This is a genomic window from Pseudomonas sp. NPDC087639, assembly GCF_044743385.1.
Classification (GTDB): Bacteria; Pseudomonadota; Gammaproteobacteria; order Pseudomonadales; family Pseudomonadaceae; genus Aquipseudomonas.
Window position 1 is genome coordinate 104,285 of the sequence record NZ_JBIUWI010000002.1, and the last position, 6,738, is coordinate 111,022.

General features: G+C 60.8%; 8 protein-coding genes. 4 read left to right on the forward strand and 4 right to left on the reverse strand.

What is annotated here, in order from left to right:
* Nucleotides 1–6 precede the first annotated feature (6 nt).
* From ACIOVB_RS02515 to ACIOVB_RS02525, 3 genes are read left to right on the forward strand one after another with little or no spacing between them, the layout of a single operon-like run.
* Nucleotides 7–381, forward strand: a complete 375-nt coding sequence (locus tag ACIOVB_RS02515) for a DUF1425 domain-containing protein (RefSeq protein WP_401264525.1) — start codon at nucleotides 7–9, stop codon at nucleotides 379–381.
* A 38-nt stretch (nucleotides 382–419) separates the two neighbouring features.
* Entirely contained in the window at nucleotides 420–1,007 is a 588-nt protein-coding gene (gene lpoB, locus ACIOVB_RS02520; protein ID WP_016772610.1) for a penicillin-binding protein activator LpoB, read from the forward strand.
* 3 nt (nucleotides 1,008–1,010) lie between these two features.
* Nucleotides 1,011–1,754, forward strand: coding sequence for a penicillin-binding protein activator LpoB (locus ACIOVB_RS02525; RefSeq protein WP_401264528.1), 744 nt, complete (start codon nucleotides 1,011–1,013; stop codon nucleotides 1,752–1,754).
* 203 nt (nucleotides 1,755–1,957) lie between these two features.
* Here ACIOVB_RS02525 and ACIOVB_RS02530 read toward each other — a convergent pair whose 3' ends face one another.
* From ACIOVB_RS02530 to ACIOVB_RS02540, 3 genes are all read right to left on the reverse strand, one after another.
* A complete protein-coding gene (locus ACIOVB_RS02530) occupies nucleotides 1,958–2,590 on the reverse strand; it encodes a LysE family transporter (protein ID WP_187678234.1) in 633 nt (210 codons plus the stop codon).
* 66 nt (nucleotides 2,591–2,656) lie between these two features.
* Nucleotides 2,657–3,238: a mechanosensitive ion channel family protein gene (locus ACIOVB_RS02535; protein WP_187678235.1), complete on the reverse strand. Its 582-nt coding sequence runs from the start codon at nucleotides 3,236–3,238 to the stop codon at nucleotides 2,657–2,659.
* The gene (locus ACIOVB_RS02540; protein WP_401264532.1) at nucleotides 3,238–5,148 is read right to left on the reverse strand and encodes an ATP-binding cassette domain-containing protein; all 1,911 of its coding nucleotides are present in this window, start codon (nucleotides 5,146–5,148) and stop codon (nucleotides 3,238–3,240) included. Before ACIOVB_RS02540 ends, ACIOVB_RS02535 begins: the two co-directional genes overlap by 1 nt.
* A gap of 50 nt (nucleotides 5,149–5,198) precedes the next feature.
* Between ACIOVB_RS02540 and ACIOVB_RS02545 the strand changes: the two genes are divergently transcribed.
* Nucleotides 5,199–5,660 carry a TIGR02444 family protein gene (locus ACIOVB_RS02545; protein ID WP_401264534.1) on the forward strand — a complete coding sequence of 154 codons (462 nt, stop codon included), beginning with the start codon at nucleotides 5,199–5,201 and terminating at the stop codon, nucleotides 5,658–5,660.
* On the opposite strand, the gene ACIOVB_RS02550 is transcribed toward ACIOVB_RS02545, so the two are convergent.
* On the reverse strand, nucleotides 5,657–6,738 hold a 1,082-nt coding region (locus ACIOVB_RS02550), incomplete at its 5' end, for an AlgP family protein (RefSeq protein ID WP_401264536.1). The genes ACIOVB_RS02545 and ACIOVB_RS02550 overlap by 4 nt on opposite strands.

Consider the following 6,738-nt stretch of genomic DNA (forward strand, 5'->3'; position numbering starts at 1 on the left):
CTTTGCATGCGCTTCAAATTCATCGCCGTCGCCGCCCTCGCCATGCTGGCCAGCGGCTGCGCCACCCCGCCACCTCCTGAGCCGGGCAGCGCCGCGAGCAAAGTCGTGGCCATGGGGCCGCAAAAACACATCGTCGTCGGCGCCATGCGCGTCGCCCGCGAAAACGGCTTCATGACCGTCAATGTGCAGTTGAGCAACACCCTCAACAGCAACAAGATTTTCTACTACCGCTTCGCCTGGCTCGGCCCTGAAGGCTTCCCGGTCGCGGAAGAAGAAGTCTGGAAAAGCCAGATGATGTACGGCGCGCAGACCAGCTTCGTCCAGGCTATCGCCCCGACGCCGAAAGCCGTGGATTTCCGTCTGGAAATCAAGACGCCTTAAGTCCGCTTCCCCCTATTCCTGTTTTAGAGAGCACTGTCATGTTTGCACGCTTTTCCTGCATCGCCGTTATCGCCCTGCTGGCTTCCGGTTGCGCCAACACCTCGCCAACCCTGGGCAGCAAGAACATCAGCTACGGCGACACCAAGGCTGTTGAAACCGTCACCAACGAATTCGGTTCGACTGACCTGCAAATGATCGCCGAGTCGATGACCCGCTCCCTGGCCCAGTCCGGCATTCTGCAGGGCCGCCCGGTGGTTCAGGTCTACGACGTGAAGAACAAGACCAGCGAGTACATCGATACCCGCGAAATCACCACCAGCATCAAGACTCAGCTGATGAAAACCGGCGTTGCCCGCTTCGCCAGCGACAACAATGCGATGCAGAGCCAGGTTGACCAGCTCAAGCTGCAAAACCAGAGCGGCCTGTACAAGAAGAGCACCGTGGCCAAGACTGGCAACATGGTTGCCGCCAAGTACCGCATCGAAGGTTCGATCAGCTCGATCGTCAAGCGCAGCAGCGATTACAAGGACGTCTTCTACAAGTTCAGCCTGCAATTGATCGACGTTGAAAGCGGTCTGGCCGAGTGGATGGACGAAAAAGAGATCCGCAAAACCACGGAGCGTTAATCGATGCGCACATGGATTGGCATGATGGCCCTGGCTTGCGCGTTTGGCGCGCAAGCGGCCCCGAAAGTCGCGGTGACGGATCTGGCGTATCAGGAACGTGTGGAGCAATACATTCACATCGTTTCGGCGCAGAACAATTACCGCGAGGGTTACTACAGCTCCAGCGGTTCTTCGAGCTATAACGAGATCGAAGCGACCACCAGCTACATCGAGCAGACCGAGCTGCGCAAATTCACCGGCGACATCAAGGGTGAAATTCTGCGTACCGGTATGTTCCAGCTGGTGCAGGGCACACCGTACACCGCGTCGTCCAAGGGTGACATCTACGACGTGATCAAGCGGATCAAGGCCGGCAACTTCAAGGGTGCCGACTATGTTCTGTTTGGCACCGTGTCAGACATCGACTTCACCCAGGACATGAACGAGCTGGCGCACACCGACAGCTATTCGGCGGTACTGGGCCTGACGCTGGTGGCGGACTTCAGCCTGATCAACACCAAGACCTTCGAAATCACGTCGGCCTTCACGGCGATGGGTGAAGCGCAGGACACCAAATTGGTGAACCACCGCGACATCAAGATCTCGCTGAACCGCCCACGGGTGGTGCGCGAGGTGTCGAAGGCGCTGGGTGAGGACGTGGCCGGACAACTGAGCCAACAGCTCGGGGGCGGCGGTTACGAGCAGCCGCGCGAGCCGCAGCAGCGTAACAACCTGCCGCGCGATACCGCGCCGGTGATTCTGCGCTGATTGCAGGCCTGCATAAATCTGCAGTGGACTTTTGTGGTGAGGGGATTTATCCCCGATGGGCTGCATAGCAGCCCCCTTTCTTTCAAGATCAAGAGGGGCCCGCTTCGCGAGCCATCGGGGATGAATCCCCTCGCCACAAAAACATCCTCAGCACTAATAAAAAAGGCGACCTCATGAGGTCGCCTTTTTTGTGCCTGCGGGGTTTATACCGCCGCTTTACGCAACGTCGCCATAAACGCCGCCGCGCCGATGAACAGCCCGGCAAACGTGCGGTTCATGCGTTTCTGTTGTGTTGGCGTGCGCAGCAGGCGCAACACTTTCGACGCCAGACCGGTATAGCCAGCCATGACAATCAGGTCGACAAAGATCATGGTCGCGCCGATCACCAGATACTGGATCAGCAGCGGCGCGTGGGGATTGATGAACTGCGGCAGCACCGCCAGCATGAACACCAATGCCTTGGGGTTGCTGATATTCACCAGAAAACCGCGGAAGACCAGCGCCAACGGCTTGCCGATCGGCCGCACCGCTGCGTCATCGCTCATGTCCATGGGCAGCGCGCGCCATTGCTTGATCGCCAGATACACCAGATAGGCCACACCAAACCATTTGATCGCATGGAACGCAGTGGCCGAAGCGGTAAGAATCGCGCCGACACCGGCGCCGACAATCGCGATCTGCACGGCCAGGCCGATTTGCAGGCCCAAGGCATTCCAGTAACCACGCCAGAAGCCGTATTGCAGACCGCTGGACATCGACGCAATGGCGCCAGCGCCCGGGGAAAGACTGATCACCCAGCAGGCGGCGAAGAACGCCAGCCATGTTTGTAGCTCCATCGCACACCTCGACTCTGACTCGTGACAGACGTCCAAGCTAATGCGATCTATGGATCTTGAAAAGCCTTACTTCTCGAAACCGCTCGAAGGGAACACATCCGTCCCCCGCCAACGCCGCACCGAACGCTGGAAGAACAAGCTGTTCGGCACCTGCACCATCGCGCTGCCGGTGCCCAGTTCTTCAGCCTCGATCAACGTGGTGTAGAGCAGATTGATCGCCACCACCCGTCCTTTGACGCCGGGCTTGTCGGTGGTGTCGACCAGCTCGACCACATCACCGAGGCGAAACGGCCCGACGGTGAAGATCAGAATCGCGCAGAGCAGATTCGACAGCACACTCCACATCGCGAAGAACGCCACTGCCGCCACCGCGACGAAACCCGACAGCGCGGTCCACAGCACCGTGGCCGAGACGCCGAGGCGCTGCAGGACAAAGATCACCGCACTGCCCATGATCAGCCAGCGCAACACGCCACGCAGCGGCATCAGCAGTTGCGGCGGAAACGGGTAACGCTCGCCCAGACGGGTCAGGCATTTGGCGACAAAGCGCTGGGCAATGTAACCGGCCAGCAGGATCAGCAGAATCTGCACGCCGAGCCAGATCGGCTCGACCCACATGGCGGGCAGCGGCAGCTTGAACGCTTCCATCAGGACAACGCCTCCAGCTCCGCCTGCATGCTTTCCAGGGTTTCCAGGGCTTCCATCCACGCCTCTTCAAGTTCCGCTTCGCGCACTTTCAGCTTGGCCTGCTCGGCCAGCAGATCACGCAACTCGTTCTTGCGTGCCGGCTCGTAGATTTCGCTGTCGCCGAGACTGGCATCGACCTTGGCCAGTTTTTCGTGGAGCTTGCCCAGTTCAGCTTCAAGCTTGTCGGCTTCACGCTTGTGCGGTGCCAGTTGCTGACGCAACGCAGCAGCGGCCTGACGCTGAGCCTTCTTGTCGGTTTTGTCCGGGTTCACCGGGGTGTTGCTGACCGGCGCATTGCGTTGACGGTATTCCACCAGCCAACGCGCATAGTCTTCGAGGTCGCCGTCGAATTCTTCGACCTTGCCGTCGGCGACCAGATAGAAGTTGTCGGTAGTGCTCTTGAGCAAGTGACGATCGTGAGAGACCACGAGAACCGCGCCACTGAACTCCTGCAACGCCATGGTCAGCGCCAGGCGCATTTCCAGATCGAGGTGGTTGGTCGGTTCGTCGAGCAGCAACAGGTTCGGCCGCTCCCAGGCGATCAACGCCAGGGCCAGACGCGCCTTCTCGCCACCGGAGAAATTCAGTACCGGCTCGTCGAGCCGCGCGCCACGGAAGTCGAAACCACCGAGGAAGTCACGCAGGGTCTGCTCACGCTCGGTCGGCGCCAGACGCTGCAAGTGCAGCAACGGGCTGGCCTTGGAGTCCAGTGAGTCGAGTTGATGCTGGGCGAAGTAGCCGACCACGGTGTTCTCGCCTCGGGTCAGGCGACCGGCCAGCGGTTGCAGCTCACCGGCGAGGTTCTTGATCAGCGTCGATTTACCCGCACCGTTGGGCCCGAGCAGACCGATCCGCGCGCCGGGGGTCAGTTGCAGCTTGACCTTCTCCAGCACGGTTCGGTCGCCGTAGCCCAGGTTCGCATCGGACAAATCAATCAACGTGCTGGAGATCTTCGTCGACTCGCGGAACACGAAGTCGAACGGCGAATCGACGTGAGCCGCCGACAACTCTTCCATGCGCTCCAGCGCCTTGATCCGGCTCTGGGCCTGACGGGCCTTGGTGGCCTGAGCCTTGAAGCGGGCGATGTAGCTTTCCATGTGCGCACGCTGCGCCTGCTGCTTCTCGTAGGCCTGTTGCTGCTGGGCCAGACGCTCGGCACGGGCGCGTTCGAACGCGGTGTAGCCGCCCCGATACAGGGTGATTTTGCGTTGATCGACGTGGGCAACATGGTCGACGACTTCGTCGAGAAAATCGCGGTCGTGGGAAATCAGCAGCAAGGTGCCTGGATAGCTCTTCAGCCACTCTTCGAGCCAGATGATGGCGTCGAGGTCCAAGTGGTTGGTCGGTTCGTCGAGCAGCAGCAAGTCCGAGGGGCACATCAATGCCTGCGCCAGATTCAGACGCATCCGCCATCCACCGGAGAAATCTCCTACCTGGCGATCCATCTGCTCATTGGTGAAACCCAGACCGGCGAGCAACTTGCGCGCCCGCGCGTCGGCGGTGTAGCCGTCAGCGCTGTCGAGTTCGGCGTGCAGACGAGCCAGCGCCACGCCGTCATGGGCCGCTTCGGCCACTGCAAGGTCGCGTTGCACCTCACGTAGACGCAGGTCGCCATCGAGCACATAGTCGACCGCCAGGCGCTCGAGGGTATCGACCTCCTGACGCATGTGCGCGATCCGCCAGTCAGCCGGCAGCAGGCAATCGCCCGAATCCGGGTGCAACTCGCCGCGCAGCAAGGCAAACAGGCTGGATTTGCCGGCGCCGTTGGCGCCGATGAGGCCGGCTTTGTGGCCGGCGTGCAGGGTCAGCTCGGCGTCTTCTAGCAGACGTTGCGGGCCACGCTGTAAAGTCAGGTTCTGAAGTCGGATCATAATGGCGGCGGAGTCTACCAGCTTCGCTCACAACTGGCGCGAGTAGCACGATGTCCTCTGACCTGTGGAGCTTTTCCCTTGCCACCTACGCCCGCCCGGGCGTGGAAGACGCCTGCCTGCAACTGCAAACGGCGGGGGCCAACGTGTGCCTGCTGCTGTGCGGTTTATGGCTGGAACAACGTAGCGTGGCCTGCGATCAACAGCGCGTGCAACAGCTTCAGGCGTTGACCGAGCCTTGGGATATCGAGGTCGTGCAACCGCTGCGTGCATTGCGCGTGCAATGGAAGGCGGGGGCTGTGGAGGATGCGGTGTTGAAAGGCATGCGTGACCAAGTCAAGGCGCTGGAGCTTGAGGCTGAGCGTGCGTTGTTGTCACGGCTGGAGGGGATTGCGCAGATGTGGGCGCGCAATGTATCGGGGTCGATGGCATGGCTGGAGGCGCTGGCAGGCCCAAGGGCCAGCCCGAACCGCGATGCGCTGCAAGTGCTGCGCATCGCGGCGACCGGTACTTAGGAAGCGCTGGTCGGGTTGCTGGTGACGCTCGACGCAGCGGCTGGCGTTGGCGCAGTCGTAGAAGTCGAGGTAGTAGCGGCTGGCGCAGGTGCTGCTGGCGAGGCCGAGGTTGCCGGTGCGGCAGGCTTGGCAGCTGTCGCGGTGGCCGGTTTGGCAGCGGCTGGTTTGGCAGCAACTGGTTTTTTCGCGGCTGGTTTTGCAGCTGGTTTTGCTGCGGGCTTGGCAGCCGGTTTGGCAGCGGCGGCCGGTTTAGCGGCTGGCTTGACTGCTGGTTTTGCAGCAGGCTTGGCGGCGGCTTTCACTGCAGGTTTTGCAGCAGGCTTGGCAGCTGGTTTTGCGGCGACTCTGGTAGCTGGTTTTGCAGCCGCTTTAGCAGCAACTGGTTTGGCGGCGGACTTGGCGGCAGGTTTTGCAGCGGCAGTTTTAGCGGCTGGTTTTACTGCGGTTTTAGCGGCCGGCTTTGCAGCTGCGGTTTTAGCTGGGGTTGCTTTGACTGCGGCTGTTTTTGCAGCGGGTTTTGCCGCAGCAGTTTTGGCGGCAGCAGGTTTTGCCGCAGTGGTTTTAGCCGCCGGTTTCGCAGCGCTCGCCGCAGCCGGTTTTTTTGCCGCAGGCTTGGCAGCGGGTTTTGCTGCAGCTTTCACGGGCGCTTTGGCCACTGGTTTTGCGGCGGCTTTAGCGGCTGGTTTTGCAGCAGCGGTTTTCGCCGGTGCCTTGGCTGCAGCAGGTTTGGCTGCCGCTTTCTTGGCAGGTGCCGCCGCTGGTTTGGCCGAGCGGGACGACAATACTTTGCCCACTGCTTCCTGGACACGACCAACACCCTGGGCCAGTTTCAGGCTTTCCTGGGCATCGCGCTTGAGTTGCAGGATGTAGCTGCGAGTGTCGGACTGACGCTCTTTCAGCGCATCGAGCAGGTCTTCGAGTTCTTTCACTGCGCCTTTGGCTTTGGTCTGCGCCTTGGCTTTGCCGGCGGCAGCTGCGTCCTGCAATTTGGTGCGGGATTTGTGCAGTTTTTCTTGCGCCTTGCCGCGTTGCTTTTCCAGTTTGGCGAGCAGTTTTTCAGCATCAGCCAAGGCTTGGG

Bases quoted from the DNA above. Each gene is read 5' to 3' on its own strand.
- ACIOVB_RS02525 (WP_401264528.1), top strand. From the start codon at position 1,011: ATGCGCACATGGATTGGCATGATGGCCCTGGCTTGCGCGTTTGGCGCG.
- ACIOVB_RS02515 (WP_401264525.1), top strand. From the start codon at position 7: ATGCGCTTCAAATTCATCGCCGTCGCCGCCCTCGCCATGCTGGCCAGC.
- ACIOVB_RS02540 (WP_401264532.1), bottom strand. From the start codon at position 5,148: ATGATCCGACTTCAGAACCTGACTTTACAGCGTGGCCCGCAACGTCTG.
- ACIOVB_RS02535 (WP_187678235.1), bottom strand. From the start codon at position 3,238: ATGGAAGCGTTCAAGCTGCCGCTGCCCGCCATGTGGGTCGAGCCGATC.
- lpoB (WP_016772610.1), top strand. From the start codon at position 420: ATGTTTGCACGCTTTTCCTGCATCGCCGTTATCGCCCTGCTGGCTTCC.
- ACIOVB_RS02545 (WP_401264534.1), top strand. From the start codon at position 5,199: ATGTCCTCTGACCTGTGGAGCTTTTCCCTTGCCACCTACGCCCGCCCG.
- ACIOVB_RS02530 (WP_187678234.1), bottom strand. From the start codon at position 2,590: ATGGAGCTACAAACATGGCTGGCGTTCTTCGCCGCCTGCTGGGTGATC.